This window comes from Burkholderia seminalis DSM 23518, from assembly GCF_902832885.1.
In the GTDB taxonomy this organism is placed as follows: Bacteria; Pseudomonadota; Gammaproteobacteria; order Burkholderiales; family Burkholderiaceae; genus Burkholderia; species Burkholderia seminalis.
The window spans coordinates 101,726-118,253 of record NZ_CADFDK010000003.1 but is presented as its reverse complement, the minus strand read 5'-3'; the positions used below and the strand labels follow the sequence as shown (position 1 = coordinate 118,253).

Here is a 16,528-nt window from a genome sequence, read left to right as displayed (position 1 = left end):
GCGCGGCCGGGTACACGCGGCCGCGCGTCCCGGCGTCACTCCTCGCCTTTCGGCCCGGGATTGAGCATCACGACGAAGCCGGCCACGCCGACGATCAACGCGATCGCGCCGCCGCGCAGCGCCGTCGGGGTATCGAACAGCAAGCCCGTCACGACGGCCATCATCCCGGCGAGCGACACGAACACGGCGATCGCCGCGACGACGATGCGGTACTGGCGACGTATCATCGCGCGTCGTCCGCGTTACGCTGCCGCGGCAGCCGCCGGCTCGTCGGCATCGTCGCCGCGAATCAGCAGCACCGGACACTTCGCGCCGCGCACGAAGTGCTCGGCGACGCTACCGAGCAGCACGCGGCGGATACCGCGCCGCCCGTGCGTGCCGACCACCGCGAGATCGATGCCGCGTTCCTTCACGTAGCGCTGCAGGCGTTCCGCGATATCCTCGCCGATGCTCTCGGTCTCGACGAGTTCGGCCTCGCCCTTCGCGCCGGCCAGCGCGATGACCTGTTCGGCTTCGCGCAGCACCTTGCGCCCGTCGTCGCGGATTTCCTCGATGAGCGCGTGCGGATCGAAACGTCCCGCATACGTGAACAACACCGACTTGTCGACCACGTACACGGCGCTGACGTGCGCGCCGGCCGCCAGCGCCACCTTCACGGCCTCGGCCAGCGCCCGTTTCGACGAAGCGCTGCCGTCGACGGCCACCATGATCTTTTCGTACATACGAACCTCGCTGGGGTGAACGCCGCGCGCCCCCTCGCACGCGGCCATGTCACCATCATCGGCCGACGCGGGGGCCGGATATTGACGATCGTCAACCCCGGCCGGAACCGTGCATGCGGCAAACCGACGCGACGCAGGACCGGCCCCTTGCGTCGTCGGCAGCGCGGCGAACCGGGCGGACGACCGGCCCGCCGAGGGGCTTTCGAGCGGCCATCGCGCCGAAGGCGCTATCATCGGATGTGCGACTTTCGTCCGGCCCTTTTTTGCCGGCCCCACTTTCAACTCGCTCAACCGACATGACAACGACTACCGAACGCGTGGACGGCGCCGCCCAGCATCTCGTCGCCGCCCGCCATGCCGGCTCGCCCGGCCCGCTGCTGCCCGATGCGCTGCGCCCCGAGGACGTCGACACCGCGCTCGCGATCCAGCAGCGCGTGGCCGACCTGCTCGGCGAACCCGTCGGCGGATGGAAATGCGCGCTGCCGCCGCCCGACCGCGTGATCCTCGCGCCGATCTTCGCGTCGACGATCCGCGAAGCCGATGCGCCGTACCGCGTCGTCGGCGGTCCGATCGTGCGGATCGAACCGGAAATCGCATTCGTGCTCGACCGCGACCTGCCCACGCGCGCGCGGCCCTATGAAGAAAGCGACGTGCGCGCGGCGATCCGCGAAGTGCGCATCGTGCTCGAGGTGCTCGGCTGCCGCTACGCGGAGCCCGCGCGCGCGTCGAAGTTCGAGTTGCTGGCCGACGGGCAATTCAACCAGGGGCTGTGCGTCGGCCCGGTCGTGCCCGACGGGCTGAACGTGCCGCTCGAGACGCTGGCGCTGTCGTTCGAAGGCGCGCTGAACCGCACGATCGACGGCCGCCATCCGGACGGCGATCCGCTCAAGCCGCTGGTGTGGCTCGTCAATTTCCTCGCGGCGCGCGGCGAGGTGGTGCGCGCCGGGCAGATCGTGACGACCGGTTCGTATGCGGGTGCGATCGACGTGCCGCTCGGCGATGCGCTGACGGTTCGCTTCGGCGAGCTCGGCAGCCTGTCGGTGACGTTGACGGCGTGATCGATCCGGCGCGTGGCGGCAGGCGCACGGCGCCGTGCACCTGCCGCCCGCCGTGATACCGTTGCACAACGTCGCGCGTTCCGGCCCGAAGGCCGCCCCCCGCGAACCGCCTTTACGCCCTAACCCGCCATGTCGCTGACACCGCTGCCCGCCCTGCTCGACGAAACCCTGCGCATCGTCGCTCGTCGCTACCGGCTGCCGCCGCTCGACAGCGCAGCGTCGTTGACCGACGCCACGCCTCCGGCCACCGCCCTCGCGATCGTGATCGAGGAAGCGCGCCGGATGCGGGCGGACGGCGAGGCGCCCGGCACGGCATTGCGGCAGCGCTTCATCGATGCACTCGCGCGGATGATCCGCGACGCGATGGACCCTCGATCCGGCGATCCGTCGTTTCAGGCATCGGTACTGCGGCACGATGCGCCGAACGTGCGCGAATATGCGTCGCTGTCCGCGCACGCCGAGCAGGACCGGCGCGCGCTGTACTCGGCCGTCAATGCGATCGCGCACCCGGCCAAACTCGAACGCAGCGCCCAGACGTGGCAACGCGACGCGCTCGCGCGACTGCATGCGGCCGCCACCACGGCGTCGTGGGCCGACCTTCATGCGACGCTGCGGCAACTGCTCGCGCTGCCCGAGATGGCGACCGACACCGCTTTCGAGCAGGACATCGTCAAGCTGAAGGACAGCCCCGCGCTCGAACGCCTGTTGCATCTCGACAGGCTGGCTTCCGACGACGACGTCCGCCGCTACCGCGCGCTGTGGGTCCGCCAGGGGCCGCTCGAAGGCAGCACGATCGCGGTCGCGCAAGGCGTTGCCTCCCAGCAGCGCGGCGCGGCCGTCGAGGCGCTCGCGGCACAGGCGCTCGACGCATTGGCCGGCAGGCTCGAAGCGGTGGACGGGCAGCGGTCCTACCGGGTGGTCACGTCGATGCGCGTGCCGTCATCGATCCCCGGCCGCCACGACCGTGCCAAGACCGAGTGGGACGCGATCCTGCTCGAACGCGCACGAAGCGACGACGCGGCATCCGCATGGAACGTCCGCTTCCTCGTCGAAGCAAAAGCGTCCGCCGATGCCGCGACGACCGATCTGCCGCGGCTGCTGCGCGGCCTGAACCTGCTGGCGCAGGCCGATCCGGACACGGTCTACGCGTTCGAGACGCACCAGGGCACGGTGCGCGTGCATGGCGCGTCGCTGCGCGCGCTGACCACCGACGCCGCCGCGCTGCAACGGGAAGTGCTCTATTGCTGCGACGCCGCCGCGGACGCGACACCGCGCCTGCTGGGCGCCGGGAGCCGGATGCAGTTGCTGTCGGCGCAGGCGAGCCTCGAATACGCGAGCGCGCTCGCGCAGCAGCGCCCGGATGCCGATCCGGACGGCCTCGGCGTCATCTGGCACGCGCTGCTGACCGTGCCGCAATGGCACGCCGTGCTGCATCAGTATCCGTCGTTGCGGCAGGTGCGCGAACTGATGGTGGCGATCGACGACCTGCGGGCCGCGATCGGCGACGCCGACGACGGGGAGGTCGCCAGCAGCGTGTGCGCATGACCGACGAGCGGCCCGGTCCGCTCAGTGGGTGAGCACGCCGAACGGCAACGTCCACCCCGCCAGCCGGCCGCCGTCGGCCCATCGCGCGTCGGTTGCGCCGCAAGGCAGCAGCACCGGCGCGGCCGCGTACTCGAGCGTTTCCTTCGGCGTATGGCCGAACTCCGCCTTGAACAGCCGGTGGAAATACTTCTCGTCGGGGAGGCCGTGCGCCCAGGCGATCTCGGCAATGCGCCGGTGCCGGCGCTGCGGATCGCCCAGCACGTGGTAGGCATGACGCAGCCGCCTGCGCGTGATCCGCCGCATCACGCCGCCCTCCTCCTTGAACAACTGATAGAGCCGCGCCCGCGACACGCCGATGTCGCGGCAGATCCGCTCGGGCGTGAGGTCCGGCTCCAGCAGGTGCACGTCGATGTAGCGGCGCACCCGGTCGACCAGCGCATGGTCGATCGGGCCGCGCGCATCGCTCAACGCCTGCGCGGTGGGCGCCACGGCCGCGGCCAGCAGCAGCAACATCGACTGGACGACGCTCGGCACTTCGTGCGTGCGCAGGTTCGGCAGGTTCCGGAACAGCGACAGCATCTGGTCCGCGACCAGGCGGCCCACGCCGCTCGTCAGCGTCTGGCCGTGCGCTTGCGCCGCATGACCCGGCAACAGGTATCGGGGCACGACGAGGCTGATCACGTCGCCGGCGTCGACCCGACAGTCGTTGATCTGCGCGACATCGTAGACGAACAGATCGCCGGCGCGCTTGACCAGCTCGGGGCCGCCCGTATGACTCGCGAGCCGCCCGCCGAGCAGCAGCGTGAAGCGGATCGAATCCTGCCCGTCGAGGCGGATGCGCCGCGGCGTCCTGCGAACCGTATAGGTCGGCGCGCGCGAGCGCCATTGCCGGCCCGACAGGATCAGCGGGCCGATTGCCGCGCCGCTCGCCTCCGCGTCGAACGGGCCAAGCCCGCCGTCGTCATCGAGCCGGTAATCGCACAGCATGTCCTTGACCCAGACGTGGAACCGGTCCGGCTCGGGATAGTCGATCGTGCGAAACTTGAAAACAGGGACGAATGCCGCTTGATCCATGACAGTTTTTTATCGAACCGGTGGAAAAGGAGGAATCGGTTCGTCGATTATCGGACCAAATTGCGCCGGCGCAAGGCCGACGCGGCCATTCGTCCATTCAAGCGGTCGGCCGGCGCCCGCTGACGGGCGCCGTCGTCACCGCGGCCATCAGCGTTGCGGATGGCATTCCCAGTTGTTGTACGTCGGCCGATCGAGCGGCGTGAGCCCCGGAATCATGAACACCGTGCAGCCGAAACGCCGCCCCTTGCCGGTCGTCGCGTCGTAACTCACCTTCTGGCCGCCCAGCCCGTCCTTTTTCGCGTACTGCACGTTGGCGATGGTGATCTCGTCCGACGACGCGAGCCCGAGCGTCTTCGCGGTCGACGTCTGGACGTCGACCATGTTCATCTGCGTCGTGCCGCATGCGGACAGCACGAGGGCGGCGACCGTGACGCCCAAGGCGGTCCCGACGGTGCAATGCAAGGTTCTTTTCATGTTTTCTCCTTCAAATTCGTGGCGCGAACCCGTTACGAGCCCGGTGTGTAAAAACTTGCCTGCACCTGGCTGCCGACGCTCGGGACATACGACAGCCACGCCAGCGCCATCGCCCCCGTCGCGTTGACGGCCAGCGCCGGCCACGATGCGCTCTGTGCCGCCACCGTCGACGCGCTCCATGCGCCCTTCCGGTAGCTGGCCGCGATGACGGCCGATGCCCCCGGCAAGCCGGTGTCCTGCCAGGCGGCCGTCACGTTGCCGGCCGCATCGATCACGAGCGGCGGGTACTGGCCTGCCGCGCCGTTCAGGTGTTCAGTCAGCCGCTGCAGCGGCCCCCAGTTCCCGCTCGCATCGGACACGCTCACCTGCAGCGCCGCGCCGCCTTCCGCCCACATCGCGGCGGCCACGCCGTTGTCGTTGACGGTCAGCATCGGCGTCGCGATGAACCCCGTCGGCTCGACGATCGCCGGCGAAACGGGCTGCGCGGGCTGCCACCCGGTTCCGGACACATAGCGTTGCGACATCGTGGCGGTGTAGATCTTCCCGTTCGTCACGTCGATCTGCCCCCAGAGCAGCGTGATGTTGCCCTTCGCGTCCATGCCGGCCACCGGCGAGATGATCGTCGTGAACAGGCTCGTGTTCGACACGGCCTGGTTCACGTTGGTCCAGCCGTTGGTCGCGTCGTACGTGGCCGTCCACAGCGCCGAGTGCGTATGGTTGGTCTGCCGCCACGCGAGCACGGCACGGCCGGACGCCAGCACCGAGATCATCGGCCGCACGTTGTCGGTGTCGCCGGTCACCGCACCCGGCCCGGTCTGCACCGGCATCTGGATCACCGCCGCCGGCGACCACTGGCCGGCCGGGGTGTAGCGCGACCACGCGATACGCGTATCGAGCAGGCTGATTGACTGCGTCCACGCGACGAGCGCGTTGCCCTGGCTGTCGATCCCGGCCGAATAGGTCGAACCCGCCACGTCCGGCACCAGTTCGAATGCCGCGCCCCATCCGCCGGCCGGGCTGTACGGGCGCGCCCACAGCGCGTACGTGTTGGGGCCCGGTTTCCATTCGGTCCAGAATGCGACGGCCTGCCCGCTCGCGTTGCCGACCAGCTGCGGCGGGCTCGAACTCGTCGTGTTCATCGAATGCGAGCCGTCGCCCGTGTCGAGCCGCGTCGCGCTGCCCCAGCCCGAGCCCGCGACATAGCGCGCGCCCCACATCTCGTTGCCGTTCGCGCCGGCGGGCCCGTTGGTCATCCAGGTCGCAAGCGCGTTGCCGCTCGCGTCGATCGTCACGCTGGGCTCGCCCTCCGGCCCCTTGCCGTCGACCGCCGCGGCCTGCGACCAGCCGGCCTGCGGTTGCGCGGTCCCGCCGCCCGTCGGGCCGCCGCTTGCACCGCCGCCACTCGAACCGCCGCCGGGCGAGGTCGAACCGGAAGGAGAACCGGGCGTGTTCGGTGTCGACAGCGACGCGCCGCCGTTCGGCGCGACGTCGTCGCCGCCGCATGCAGTCAGCGCGAGCGCGGCTGCCATGACCATCCATGTAATGGGTTTCATCGGAATCCTCTTGTTTTCATTTGCCGGCGCACGCGCGTCTGCGATGCGGAGAAACACGCATCGCACCGCCCGAAAGATTGATAAGCAATACTATTTAAAAGGCATGGAAACCGGCATTCGTTCGCGCCCCTGTCATGATCGAAGCCGTCGTTAGGATCGGTGCGAACGCCGCTTTCGGCAGACGGCCCCCCCGTCGGGCAGCGAGGACGACGACAGGTCGTCTACCGTCGGATGTCCGTCACTGCCGGCTGCATCTTAATTCAGGCAGTCCCGATTCAAGGTGGCGTTGCGTCCACACTGGGTGGACTTCCGTTTCACCCGGCGGCGATCGACGCGACCGGCCTGCGCGTGCCGGCAACCGTTACCGGCCGTGAGGTACGATACGCGCCGGGGCGACGCGCCCCGCCTGAGAGACCCGGCCATCGCGGCCCCCTACCCAGCACAAGAAAAATGCCAAGCAACCCATTGCTGCACCGAAACCTGTTCGCCGCGCTGGCGGCCAGCCTGCTCTGGATTCCGGCCGCCCACGCCAGCGGGGACGACGGCTGCTATGCGCCGACCACGCTCCGGCAATCCGGCTACTCGTGCGCCAACCTGCCGATGCTGAGCCCCGCCAACGACACGCGCGTCAACGCGATGCTGATGATGGTCGACAGCGCCAGGGTCGCGCAGGTGTTTCCGGACCCGAAGACCATCCCGGCGAAAGACCGGATCAATCAGATCATCGTGCCGTTCCCGATGGACTTCTCCGGATGGATCTATATCGGCCAGAAGGAACCGGAGAAAACCGGTGGCACGCCGGACGCCGATGCCTCGTCGAACCGGTATGCCGACGGCGAAGGCAGCATCTGCCGCAGCATGAACGCAGGCGCCGATGCGTTCAACGACGCACTGACCGGCGCCGGCGGCCTCCCCGCCGACGAAGCCGTGCGGCTGCGCACGGCACGCGCCGACATCGCGCAGAAGACCTGTGCCGCCGGCGGCGCGAGCGCCGTCTGGACGAAGCCGCCGGTCAAGTCGCCGCTCGGCCAGCAGTTCGCCGCGTACCTCGACGGCACGAACGCGTTCTACCGCGCCGACTTTCTCACCGCGACCCGGTCTTTCGCGCAGGCGTCGCACAGTGCGAACCCGTGGCTGAAGGAAACCGGCCTCTACATGGCCGGGCGCGCGCAGCTGAACGCCGCGCAGGCCAACGTGTTCGACAACGACAGCCCGACGCCGACGCGGGCGCGCGTGACGAAGGTGTCGCTCGACGCCGCGAATACGGTGTTTCGCACCTACCTGAAGGTGTATCCGCAGGGGCGCTACGCGGTGTCCGCGACGGGGCTGTTGCGACGGGTCGCGTGGCTCGGCGGGAACGTGACGCAGCAGGCCGATCTTTACGGCCACGCGCTCGCGCGCTGGTCGCCGGCGACGTCGAACGTGCCGCTGATGCAGCTGGCGAACGAACTCGACAGCAAGCTGCTGTTCGGACCGGATTTCGACGCGCGCCAGATCCAGTCGCCGACCGTGCTCGCGACCGTCGACCTGATGCGCATGCGCGTGTCGGACAGCGGCGATTCGAGCAGCAGCAAGCCGATCACGCTGGACGAGTTGCAGGCGCAGAAGCCGCGCTTCGCGAACGCGCCCGTGCTGTACGACTATCTGCTCGCGACCTGGTACGTGCAGATCGGGCACAAGCCGGAGGCCGCGCTCGAATTGCTGCCGCAGACGCCCGCCGCGCCGCTCGACTACTTCGGCCTGAGCCAGCAGGCGCTGCGCGCGTTCGCGCTGGAAGACAGCGGCCAGAGCGACAAGGCACGCCAGCTGTGGCGCGACCTGATCCCGCTCGCGAAATTCCGCTTCCAGCGCGAAGCGCTCGAACTCGCGCTCGCGATCAACCTGGAGCAGGCCGGGCTCGTCAACGACGTGTTCGCCGACGATTCGCTCGTGCAGAACGTTGCGATTCGCGCGGTCCTGCTGAGGCGCGCGGCCAATGCGGACCTGCTGCGCGCACAGGCGCAAAACCCGGCGGCCGGCGCCGCGCTGCGCGACGCCGCGCTGTACACGCTGCTGTACAAGGAGCTCACGCGCTCGCACTACGCGGAGTTCATCGCCGATACCGCGCTGGTGTCGGGCACGCCGGCCGACCCGCTGAAGCCGTTCGTCGCGGCCGGCCCGCGGAAAGACGACGGCTACACGTGCCCGTCCGCGCGCGACATCGCGACGGTACTCCAGCAGAATCCCGCCGACGCGAAAGGGTTGAACTGTCTCGCCGATTTCGTGCGACTCAATCCGCTCGAGGCCAACCTCGAGGGCGATGCTTCGCCGTGGGCGCGTTACGCGCCGCCGTCGAGCACCCCGCGCACGGCGCCGCCGACCCTCGGCAACGCGCCGTCGCAGTTCGCCGGCAAGCCGTACGAGCGGATGTCGAGCTATGTGACGGTGATGGCCGATGCGCAGGCGAACCCGAACGACCGCGCCTACGCGTTCTACCGCGCGATCAAGTGCTATGCGCCGTCGGGCAGCAACGAATGCGGCGGCAAGGAAGTGCCGAAGAATACGCGCAAGCGCTGGTTCGATACGCTGAAGACCGCCTATCCGGGCAGCCCGTGGGCGCAGAAGCTCCGCTACTACTGGTGAGCGCCGCATGACGCGCATCGCGTGCGTCGCGCTGCTGCTGGCCGCGCGCGTCGCGCTGGGCGGCACCGTCGACGCCGCCCGGTACGACGCGTTCTGGCTGTGGGCGGGCGTGAAGCCGCAGGCGGTCGTGCGCGACGCGCGCACCGTCTACGTGCTGCAAGGGCAGATCGAGGCGGCGCCGCGCGACGAATCGCAAGTCCGCGTGATCGCGCAGGGCGTCGCGCTGCCGCCGGCGCCCCGCGCACGCGTGTGGCTCGTCTATCGTGCGCACACGCTGCGCTGGACGCCGCGCGTGACGCAGATCATGCTCGCGCAGCTCGAGCGCTGGCGCGCGTCGGGCCGCACGATCACCGGCATCCAGATCGACTTCGACGCGCGCACGCGCCATCTGCAGGATTACCTCGAATTCCTGCGGACGCTGCGCGCGAGCCTGCCCGCCGATTGCCGGCTGAGCATCACGGGGCTGCTCGACTGGAGCAGCCGCATCGATACCGACCAGGTCAACCAGCTCAGGGGCATCGTCGACGAAGTGGTCGTGCAGACCTACCAGGGGCGCAGCACGATTCGCGACTATGCGGACTACCTGCCGCGCGTCGCGCGGCTGCAGCTGCCGTTTCGCATCGGCGTGATCCAGGGCGGCGAGTGGGACGCGCCGCCGTACCTCGCGTCGAATCCGTGGTTTCGCGGCTACGTCGTGTTCCTGCGCAACGGCTAGCGGCCGGAACCGGGCCGGCCCGCCTGCCGTCGCTCCTCACGCGTGATCGCGAACGCGGCGCCGGTCACGCAGATCGCCAATGTCCTACGCGGCACGCGCGATCGTGCCGGCGAGCCCCGCGAGCGCGATCACGAGCAGCGCGAACGCCGATGCCGCGGTGATCCAGCGCTGCTTCCGGTGAAGCAGCGGATGATTGATCGCGGCCATGTAGCCGGTCAGGATCGTGAAATCGACCGCGATCCACAGCGCGGCCAGGATCGCCAGGCTCACGCGCGAATCCGGCGTGATCGCGACGAACTGCGGAAAGAACGCGACGAAGAACAGCAGGTCCTTCGGATTCGCGATGCCGACGAGAAAGCCGCGCACGACGCCTGGCAAGCCGCGCGGCCGCGGTTCCCGTTGGGCGCGCGCGTCATCGTCGCCGCCGCGCATGCGGCCGGTGCGCCATTCGCCGAGCAAGCTGCGGATCGCCAGCACCGCAATGAACACGCAACCGATCACGTGCAGCCCGTCGAGCAGGCGATCGCTGACGAGCACGACGCCGAACACCATCAGCATCGCGCCCGCGATCATCACGAGGCTCGCGGCATTCGCGCCCACCGCGGTCAGCATGCCCTGGCGGAAACCGCGTCGCGCCACGGTGCCCGTCACGAGCATGACGACCGGGCCGGGCGTCGCGATGAGCAGCACGATCGCGGCAAGATAGGCGAACAGCAGCGGGTAATGGAGTGACATGACAAAAAGTTGTTCTACCGTTCGACGTGCGAGCCGGTCACGGTGGCATCATGGAAGCCCGGCATACCGAATTTCGCCTTTCCCGGAGTATCACGCGTCCGGGACACTGACGAAAAGCGGAAAATCCTGCCGCATGACATGAGTTTTATTCATATTCGAAACCCATGAAGGCCAAACCGCTTCCCCCTGTCTACGCACTGCGCGCATTCGAAAGCGCCGCGCGCACCGGCTCGTTTACGCTGGCCGCCGAGGAACTGAGCCTGACGCAGAGCGCGGTCAGCAAGCACGTGAAGACGCTCGAGGCCTACTTCGGCCGGAAGCTGTTCGTCCGGCGCGGGCCGAAGATGACCGTGACGGCGGAAGCGCACATCCTCGCGTCGGGCTTGCGGCGCGGCTTCCGGCAGGTCGAGGAAGCGTGCATGCTGTTCCGGACGCAGCGCGACGTGCTGCGGCTCAAGGCGCCGTCGACGCTCACGATGCGCTGGCTGCTCGACGCACTCGCCGCGTTTCGCGCCACGCGGCCGGCCTTCGAAGTGCAGATCGCGAGCGTGTGGATGGATGTCGATACCGTCGATTTCTTCAGCGAATCCTACGATTGCGCGATCCTGCTCGGCGCCGGCGGGTTCGGCGAAAGCACGCATTGCGTGAAGCTGTTCGACGAGTGGCTGATTCCGGTGTGCTCGCGCGCGACCGCGACGGTCGCACGAGCGAACCCGTCCGCGTGCGAGCTGATCCACCCGTCGCCCGACCGGCGCGACTGGCGCCGCTGGCTCCAGGGCAGCGGCCACGCTCTGGACGTCGACATCACGCGCGGGCAGGTGTTCGACATGCTCGAACAGGGGATGGCGGCGGCGATCGCCGGCCACGGGATTTCGATCGGCGACCTCGCGCTGTGCGCGAAGGCGATCGACGAGAAGCAGCTCGTGCTGCCGTTCAAGACGGCCGTCGGCACCGGCGACGCGTACTACCTCGTCTGGCCGGAAGACTCCGGCAAGGCCGCGCAGGTGCGCGAACTGCATGCGTTTCTGGCCGCCCGGATGCCGCGCCTCGCGCATCCGGGCGTCCGCTTCAACGGGGTGGGCTGAAACGCGCGGCCGGCCATCGCGCCGCCCCGTTCAACGGGGGCGACGGATCGCCAGCCGCGCATCGCGACGCCGCCCGCCGCAGGCAGGCGTGCGCCGGACGTCGTTATGCCTGCACGAACGCCAGCAGGTCGGCGTTCAGGACGTCCGCATTGACCGTCAGCATTCCGTGCGAATAACCCGGGTAGGTTTTCAGCGTGCCGTTCTTCAGCAGCTTGACCGACTTCAGCGCGGCATCCGCGATCGGCACGATCTGGTCGTCTTCACCGTGCAGCACGAGCGTCGGGACGGAAATCGACTTCAGGTCGTCGGTCTGGTCCGTTTCCGAGAACGCCTTGATGCCGTCGTAGTGCGCCTTCGCGCTGCCTTCCATGCCCTGGCGCCACCAGTTGCGGATCACGCCCTGATGCACGGTTGCGCCTTCCCGGTTGAACCCGTAGAACGGGCCGCTCGGCACGTCGAGGAAAAACTGCGCGCGATTGTCGGCGAGCGCTTTCCGGAAACCGTCGAACACCTCGATCGGCAGGCCTTCGGGGTTCGATGCGGTTTTCAGCATCAGCGGCGGCACCGCGCTCACCAGCACGGCCTTCGCGACCCGGCCGGCCGGCTCGCCGTGCTTCGCGACATAGCGCGCGACTTCGCCGCCGCCGGTCGAATGACCGATATGCACCGCATTGCGCAGGTCGAGCGCCTCGACGACCGCGAATGCATCCGCGGCGTAATGATCCATGTCGTGGCCGTCCGAGACCTGCGCCGAGCGGCCATGGCCGCGCCGGTCGTGCGCGATCACGCGATAGCCCTTCTGCACGAAGAAGAGCAACTGCGCATCCCAGTCATCGCTGGACAACGGCCAGCCATGGTGGAACACGATGGGCTGCGCATCCTTCGGGCCCCAGTCCTTGTAAAAGATCTCGACGTGATCCTTCGTGGTGACGTATGGCATCGCGATGACTCCTGTGAGGTGAATGAACGTGGCGCACTGGCCGACGACCATTATCGGGGATTATTGTGAAACCCGATTCGACGGTGACATGCCCGGGCCAATCATCCACCCGCAGGAAGCGAACGCGCCGTTTTGCCCCGCGCACCGCGCGCGTCAGCCGTCCGTCGAGACCGTCACGGCCTCCCACGCGCGGATTTCGTCGTCCAGCGCCGACAGCTTGTTGCGCACCAGCCGCAGCGCATCGCTGCCGAGCAACAAATGCGCGGGCGGGTGGTCGGCGCCGATGACGGCGAGCATCGCCCGCGCGGCCTTCGCGGGATCGCCCAACTGCTTGCCGCTCTTTTCCTCGCGCGCCTGGCGGATCGGGTCGAACAGCGCGTCGTAGTCGGCGATCGAGCGCGGCGTGCGCGCCATCGAGCGGCCGGCCCAGTCGGTGCGGAACGATCCCGGCGCCACGGCCGTCACCGCGATGCCGAACGGCTCGAGCTCCTTGCCGAGCGATTCGGAAATGCCTTCCAGCGCAAATTTGCTGCCGCAGTAGTAGGCGATGCCCGGCATCGTGATGTGGCCGCCCATCGACGTGATGTTCAGGATGCGGCCGCGCCGGCGTTCGCGCATGAACGGCACGACCGCCTTCATCATCGCGACGGCGCCGAACACGTTGACGTCGAACTGCCGGCGCATCTCCGCGAGCGGCGCTTCTTCCATGATCCCTTCGTGCCCATAGCCCGCGTTGTTCACCAGCACGTCGACGGGCCCGACGTTCGCCTCGATGTCCGCGACGACGCCGTCGATGCGATCGGAGTCGGTCACGTCGAGCACGCGTGCGACCGCCGCATGCGCGGACAGCGCCTCGAATTCCCGTGCCGCCTGCGCGCTGCGCACGGTGCCGACCACCGTGTGACCGGCCGCCAGCGCCTCCTGCGCCAGCGCGCGACCGAATCCGCTGCTGACGCCCGTGATGAGCATGATGTTGCCGGATGCCATGTGTGCTTCTCCCGAATGTCGATTGAAGCATGCATACTAGTCTGACGATCGATGTCGATTAAGCCCGATTCCGCTGATTTTCTTGCACAAAACTATGAGCGACGCCCCAACCTCCGCCCGATATCCGTCGCTGTCGCCGCGCGACCGGAAACGCCTGGTGACGCTGCTGCGCACGCTGGCGCCCGACGAAGGCTACAACCTGACGGCGCTGCCGAGCGTGCGCATCCTGCGCTCGAACCGCGCGCTGTCGCGCACGCCGGTGCTGTACGACCCCGGCATCGTGATCGTGTGCCAGGGCTCCAAGTGCGGCTACTTCGGCGGCGAGCGCTATCTGTACGACGAACACCATTACCTGGCCGTGTCGGTGCCCGTCCCGTTCAGCATGGAAACCGACGCCACGCCCGAGCGCCCGCTGCTCGCGCTGTACCTGCACCTCGATTTCACGCTGGCCGCCGAACTCGCCGCGCAGATCGACCGCGAAGGCAGCGCGGAACCCGTGCACGCACCGAGAAGCATGATGTCGACGCCGATGGACGAAGCGATGCACGCGTCGGTGCTGCGTTTCGTCGAGGCGATGCACCGGCCGCTCGACGCCGCGATACTCGGCCCGGCGCTGCTGCGCGAACTGTATTTCCGCGTGCTCACCGGCGCCCAGGGCAGCGCGATGCGCGGCGCGCTGGCGATGCGCGGACAGTTCGGCCGGATCGGGCGGTCGTTACGCGTGATCCATGCCGACTACGCGCAGCCGCTCGACGTGTCGCGACTGGCCGACGCGGCCGGCATGAGCGTGCCGAGTTTTCACAGTCACTTCAAGGCGATCACGCAGGTGTCGCCGATGCAATACCTGAAGTCGACGCGCCTGCATCAGGCGCGCCTGTTGATGGTGCGTCAGGACCTGACGGCGGAGGCCGCCGGTTATGCGGTCGGTTATACGAGCCCGTCGCAGTTCAGCCGGGAATTCAAGCGTCTGTTCGGCCTGACGCCGGCGCAGGAGACGCGGCGCATGCGCGACAGCTTCGCGATTCCGGATGCATTCGACGATGCGGTGTTCGTGTCGTCGCATTGATCGACACCGGAACCCGGCGCGACGCAGGCGCTCATCGATCGGCGTCGAGCACCAGGCCGGCCAGCGACTTCAGGATGAACGCGGTCACGCCCCAGATGTCCTGCGGCTGATCGGCCCAGTACCAGCCGCCCGCGCGTTCGCCGTCGACGTATTGCCGCGGCAGCGCCGGATTCAGCAGCGCGGAAAACGGAAACTCGAAGATTGCCTCGACTTCGGCCGGCGCGGCCTCCCAGGCGGCGGCTTCCGGCACGATGCCGACCACCGGAAAAATCGCGTGACGACGCTTTCGGGTGCGATGGATCGGCATGCATCCGACCACCTGCACCGCGCCGGGATCGAGGGCGATTTCCTCGAACGCCTCGCGCAGCGCCGTCGCGCCGATACCGGCATCGGACGCCGCCGGACGCCCGCCCGGAAAGCTCACGTGCGACGCGTATTCGCTGAGTCCCGACGACCGCTTGGTGAGCAGGATCGTCGGCTCGCGCCGCGCGACGATCGGGACCAGCACGGCGGACAATTTCCACTGGCCGTCGTCGCCCGCCAGATATTGCGCTGCCGTGGGCCAGTCCGTGTCGGCGGGAATCCCGAAGCCCTTTACGCCACGCACGATCTTTTCCAGCACGGCCTGCGGTGAAGCGGCCCGCGCTTTCTCCGCATTCCGGGCGCTTCCGTCGGATGCCATGTCTTCCTCCCGCATGGTTGAACCTGCAAGCGCTGGGCGACGCTGAACCCGACAGGTGCTGCAAAGGCAAGGCGTCGTTGTCGTAAAAACGATGAACCCGGGTCCGGATGCGATCGAAAAAGGCACGCGCCTCGCGCGCGACTGCCTGCTTCCACGCAAGAAATTCTCGCCATCGTGGCAGGGGGTGGAATACCCGTGCCGGTTCGTCGTCGACGCATCGGAGACACCCGATGATGCATGAAAAACGGATCGCGGGTGCGCCGCGCCGCGCCGCGCAGCTTGCGGGCACAATGGCGTACCGCACGGCCATTCCGTGCGTCGATCACGCCGGTACCCACGGCCGGTTCATCCGGTTTCGAAGCCGGATAAGCGCCCCCTCACGCGAGATTCACATGACGCCGTATGCCTTTCGCCTGTTGAATGTCTTCGCCGAATCGACGTTCGGCGGCAACCCGCTTTGCGTGTTCGACGACGCACGCGGCATGGACGACGCGACCATGCAGGCGCTGGCCGTGCAGTTCAACCTGTCGGAGACGACCTTCGTGCTGCCGTCGGCGCGTGCGCATGCGCGTGTCCGCATCTTCACGCCGGGCTACGAGATGGCTTTCGCGGGCCACCCGACGCTCGGCACCGCGCACGTCGTGCGCGACCTGCGCAAGACCGGCGATACGCTCGCACTCGAATTCAAGGCGGGCATCGTCGACGTCCACGCGCGCGACGACGTCTGGACCTTCACCGCGCCGCATGCGGGCATGCCGAACACGGCGCCGTGCGAGCTGTCCGATGCGCAGACGGCAGCGCTGCTGGGGCTCGCCGAGGACGATCTGCTCGCGCCGCCGAAGTGGGTCGACACCGGAGCCGATCAACTGCTGGTCGCGCTCAGGGATCCCGCCGCCGTGCGACGCGCGCAGCCCGACAGCGCCTGCCTGGACATCTGGCCTCGCAGCAGGCTCGGGCGCAGGACCGCATACGTGTTCGCGTTCGACGCCGAGCGCCCGGGGACGGTCGTGTCGCGCTACTTCTTCGTGAAACAGGGCGGCGGCGTGTCGGAAGATCCGGGCACCGGGTCGGCCTGTGCGAATCTCGGCGGCTGGTTGCTTGCCGCCGGACACGATCTGCCCGCCGCGTTTCTGGTCGAACAGGGCGACGCCGTCGGCCGGCCTTGCCGGCTGCGGCTGTCGATCGGCGCAACGGGCGACATAGGCGTCGGCGGACGCGTGATCGAAATCGGCCGCGGCGTCGTCAACCTATGACGCGCGCGCGCCGGGCG

The 16,528-nt window shown here is 68.5% G+C and carries 16 protein-coding genes; 7 read left to right on the top strand and 9 right to left on the bottom strand.

The annotated features are described in order from the left end of the window. Positions 1–35 precede the first annotated feature (35 nt). Both HWX00_RS11125 and HWX00_RS11120 read right to left on the bottom strand, forming a co-directional pair. Positions 36–227, bottom strand: a complete 192-nt coding sequence (locus HWX00_RS11125) for a DUF2964 family protein (RefSeq protein WP_034189563.1) — start codon at positions 225–227, stop codon at positions 36–38. 15 nt (positions 228–242) lie between these two features. Then, positions 243–722 carry a universal stress protein gene (locus HWX00_RS11120; protein ID WP_034189562.1) on the bottom strand — a complete coding sequence of 160 codons (480 nt, stop codon included), beginning with the start codon at positions 720–722 and terminating at the stop codon, positions 243–245. A gap of 296 nt (positions 723–1,018) precedes the next feature. Here HWX00_RS11120 and HWX00_RS11115 point away from each other — a divergent pair, with 296 nt between their 5' ends. After that, positions 1,019–1,780, top strand: a complete 762-nt coding sequence (locus HWX00_RS11115; RefSeq protein WP_175028486.1) for a 2-keto-4-pentenoate hydratase — start codon at positions 1,019–1,021, stop codon at positions 1,778–1,780. Between the two features lie 129 nt (positions 1,781–1,909). Continuing rightward, the gene (locus HWX00_RS11110) at positions 1,910–3,325 is read left to right on the top strand and encodes a hypothetical protein (protein ID WP_034189560.1); all 1,416 of its coding nucleotides are present in this window, start codon (positions 1,910–1,912) and stop codon (positions 3,323–3,325) included. Positions 3,326–3,346: 21 nt separating this feature from the next. Here the strand turns inward: HWX00_RS11110 and HWX00_RS11105 are convergent, their stop codons facing one another. From HWX00_RS11105 to HWX00_RS11095, 3 genes are all read right to left on the bottom strand, one after another. Beyond that, entirely contained in the window at positions 3,347–4,399 is a 1,053-nt protein-coding gene (locus HWX00_RS11105) for an AraC family transcriptional regulator (protein ID WP_175028485.1), read from the bottom strand. A gap of 147 nt (positions 4,400–4,546) precedes the next feature. After that, positions 4,547–4,873 carry a hypothetical protein gene (locus HWX00_RS11100; RefSeq protein WP_051701020.1) on the bottom strand — a complete coding sequence of 109 codons (327 nt, stop codon included), beginning with the start codon at positions 4,871–4,873 and terminating at the stop codon, positions 4,547–4,549. Between the two features lie 32 nt (positions 4,874–4,905). After that, entirely contained in the window at positions 4,906–6,426 is a 1,521-nt protein-coding gene (locus tag HWX00_RS11095; protein ID WP_175028484.1) for a hypothetical protein, read from the bottom strand. Between the two features lie 450 nt (positions 6,427–6,876). Between HWX00_RS11095 and HWX00_RS11090 the strand changes: the two genes are divergently transcribed. Both HWX00_RS11090 and HWX00_RS11085 read left to right on the top strand, forming a co-directional pair. Beyond that, entirely contained in the window at positions 6,877–9,048 is a 2,172-nt protein-coding gene (locus HWX00_RS11090; RefSeq protein WP_175028483.1) for a PA5441 family protein, read from the top strand. Between the two features lie 7 nt (positions 9,049–9,055). Further along, on the top strand, positions 9,056–9,763 hold the full coding sequence (locus HWX00_RS11085; protein ID WP_034189556.1) for a DUF3142 domain-containing protein: 708 nt from the start codon (positions 9,056–9,058) through the stop codon (positions 9,761–9,763). Between the two features lie 84 nt (positions 9,764–9,847). Here the strand turns inward: HWX00_RS11085 and HWX00_RS11080 are convergent, their stop codons facing one another. Next, positions 9,848–10,498, bottom strand: coding sequence for a LysE family translocator (locus tag HWX00_RS11080; protein WP_124610147.1), 651 nt, complete (start codon positions 10,496–10,498; stop codon positions 9,848–9,850). Positions 10,499–10,662: 164 nt separating this feature from the next. On the opposite strand from HWX00_RS11080, the gene HWX00_RS11075 reads away from it, so the two are divergent. Next, positions 10,663–11,583: a LysR substrate-binding domain-containing protein gene (locus HWX00_RS11075; RefSeq protein ID WP_175028482.1), complete on the top strand. Its 921-nt coding sequence runs from the start codon at positions 10,663–10,665 to the stop codon at positions 11,581–11,583. Between the two features lie 103 nt (positions 11,584–11,686). On the opposite strand, the gene HWX00_RS11070 is transcribed toward HWX00_RS11075, so the two are convergent. Together HWX00_RS11070 and HWX00_RS11065 are read right to left on the bottom strand one after the other, a co-directional pair. Continuing rightward, positions 11,687–12,523 (bottom strand): alpha/beta fold hydrolase, encoded by an 837-nt coding sequence (locus HWX00_RS11070; protein ID WP_034189573.1) that lies wholly within the window; start codon positions 12,521–12,523, stop codon positions 11,687–11,689. A gap of 153 nt (positions 12,524–12,676) precedes the next feature. After that, a complete protein-coding gene (locus HWX00_RS11065) occupies positions 12,677–13,510 on the bottom strand; it encodes an oxidoreductase (RefSeq protein ID WP_034189553.1) in 834 nt (277 codons plus the stop codon). A 94-nt stretch (positions 13,511–13,604) separates the two neighbouring features. Here HWX00_RS11065 and HWX00_RS11060 point away from each other — a divergent pair, with 94 nt between their 5' ends. Beyond that, a complete protein-coding gene (locus tag HWX00_RS11060; protein WP_175028481.1) occupies positions 13,605–14,576 on the top strand; it encodes an AraC family transcriptional regulator in 972 nt (323 codons plus the stop codon). A gap of 31 nt (positions 14,577–14,607) precedes the next feature. On the opposite strand, the gene HWX00_RS11055 is transcribed toward HWX00_RS11060, so the two are convergent. Further along, positions 14,608–15,384, bottom strand: coding sequence for an NUDIX hydrolase (locus tag HWX00_RS11055; protein WP_226193865.1), 777 nt, complete (start codon positions 15,382–15,384; stop codon positions 14,608–14,610). Positions 15,385–15,650: 266 nt separating this feature from the next. Between HWX00_RS11055 and HWX00_RS11050 the strand changes: the two genes are divergently transcribed. Then, positions 15,651–16,511 carry a PhzF family phenazine biosynthesis protein gene (locus HWX00_RS11050; RefSeq protein ID WP_175028480.1) on the top strand — a complete coding sequence of 287 codons (861 nt, stop codon included), beginning with the start codon at positions 15,651–15,653 and terminating at the stop codon, positions 16,509–16,511. Positions 16,512–16,528: the final 17 nt, after the last annotated feature.